This window comes from Bradyrhizobium sp. CCBAU 11386 (assembly GCF_028128955.1).
GTDB lineage: Bacteria > Pseudomonadota > Alphaproteobacteria > Rhizobiales > Xanthobacteraceae > Bradyrhizobium.
On record NZ_LBKA01000116.1, the window covers coordinates 1 to 2,143 of the forward strand.

1 protein-coding gene is annotated in these 2,143 nt (G+C 60.6%); it reads right to left on the reverse strand.

The genetic code is table 11. The features are described 5' to 3' along the window. Positions 1 to 114 precede the first annotated feature (114 nt). Positions 115 to 1,902 carry an adenylate/guanylate cyclase domain-containing protein gene (locus tag XI09_RS08745; protein WP_271566482.1) on the reverse strand — a complete coding sequence of 596 codons (1,788 nt, stop codon included), beginning with the start codon at positions 1,900 to 1,902 and terminating at the stop codon, positions 115 to 117. Positions 1,903 to 2,143 lie beyond the last annotated feature (241 nt).

Consider the following 2,143-nt stretch of genomic DNA (forward strand, 5'->3'; position numbering starts at 1 on the left):
CTTCATCGGATGCCCCGCAAATCGCGGGGAATCTTATCGCGCGAATCACAGCAAACAGAGCCTTTTCACACAGCCTGGGCCAATAGCGGTCATGGCGACTTTAATTGCAGGCTCCTACCCCGGTAGCCCCGCGGTCCGGAGACCCATAGCCAACCTGCCCCGATCTTCCCGTTGGCAATATAGGAAGTTTTCCTCAATGTCTGCAGCCGAAATATTGGGGACGAGGTTAGTCAGCTGCGCTATCGATCCCTTTGCTTTGTCAGTCTCACTCCCGAGGCCATATGACGCTGCCGCTATGATGTAAGGAACGGGGTGTCCGGGGCGTTGCTGAATGGCCATTTGAGCGGCAGCAGCGGCGGCGGCATACCTCCCGGCCTGAAAATGAGCAAACGCGTAGTAGAGCTGATACTCATCGCCAAAGGTATCGCGGGGACTCAGTCGTACGCCACGATCGATGCACTCAACGGCTTGGTCTGGCCTTCCACCCAGTGCATGGGCGGCCCCAAGAAGACCGTGCGCATAGGCAAAGTTGGGGCTCGCATCGATGGCTCGGCTGAACGCGCCAACTGCTTCCGAGTTATCCCGCTTCGCAACGGCGATGAAGCCATGCGCTACATGAGCCCAGGGCTCCAGGGGATCGCACGCGACCGCTCGATCGGCCCCTTCAGCGGCTTCAGCAAACGCAGTAGTTCTATCCTCCCAACCCTGGAACGCACGCCATACAAGGCAGACCGCTCGCAAGCCATGGGCTTTCGCGTAGTTTTGGTCCAGCTCGACGGCGTGATCAAAAATGCCAAGGGCTTCTTTGGTGCCGGCGTCCGAATGCTGACTGTAAAGGAACACGCCGCGGACAAAGCTCTCCCAGGCGCCCAAGTTTTGTGGCGGCTTCCGTTTCAGGCGAGCATGCTCTGCAGCGTAGAGTTCAGGTTGAATGCAACCGATCACTCTTTCCGTTATCTCGTCCTGAATTGCGAAGACATCGTCTAGCGCCCGATCGTAGTGCTCCGCCCATAGGTGATTGCCGGTCTCCGTCTCGATAAGCTGCCCTGTAATCCGAATGCGGTTGCCTGCCTTGCGGACGCTGCCTTCGAGGACATAGCCAACCCCTAGCTCGCGTCCAACCTGGCGTACGTCGACGTTTCGGCCCCTGTAGGTGAAACTCGAGTTGCGTGCGATCACGAATAGCCACCTCAATCGCGACAGGCCGGTGATGATGTCCTCGGCGATGCCGTCGGCAAAGTGTTCCTGGCCTGGATCATCGCTCATGTTCTGAAAAGCGAGCACTGCGATGGACGGCTTGTCGGGCAGCGCAAGCCGTGCTGAAGGCATTTCCAGCGCCACGGGCTCGCCATGCGTCGCAGGCTTCGCCTGTGCGGCGACGCCGACCTCAAGCGAATAGACACGGATCGGCTCGACAATGTTCTTGAGTTGAGTAGCGCCAAGATCGCTGACCGCCAGATCGAGCCGCGCCCTCACCTGCCGATAGGCGTCTTCAGAAAGACAGATAGTGCCGGGCTTGGCGATGCCTTCCAATCGCGCGGCGATATTGACGCCGTCGCCCATCAGATCGCCGTCGCTCTCCTCGACGATGTCGCCGAGATGGATGCCGATGCGAAAGTCGATGCGCCGCTCAGGCGGCAGGCCCGCGTTGCGCTCGACCATGCTGTTCTGCACTTCAATGGCGCAGCGCACAGCGTCGACTACGCTGCGGAACTCGACCAGGGCTCCGTCGCCGGTGCGCTTCACGACGCGCCCGTGATGCACCGCGATGGTGGGATCGACCAGATCGCTCCGGAGCGCCCGCAGCCGCGCCAGCGTACGATCCTCGTCCGCGCCGGCAAGCCGGCTGTATCCGACGACGTCGGCCGCCAAAATCGCCGCGATTTTCCGTGTCTCGCTCATGCTGCGCCTCTGCCGCTATTCACAATAGCACAAAGACGCGGCCAGAACGGTTCTGTTGCATTGGAGACAAGCCGGTTAAAGCGGGGCGTAAACACGCGGGAGCGATGCTGAAGTCCGTTTAGGGTCATGAGTGTCGGTCTGGCCGGGGCGTCAGTCATGTCCGGTCTAACCCGGCAAGCCGACATTCGACGCCGCCGCCCGGACTTCGCCTTCGGGCCCAGGCTGTGTGAAAACGCTCTAA

Bases quoted from the DNA above. Each gene is read 5' to 3' on its own strand.
- XI09_RS08745 (WP_271566482.1), bottom strand. From the start codon at position 1,902: ATGAGCGAGACACGGAAAATCGCGGCGATTTTGGCGGCCGACGTCGTC.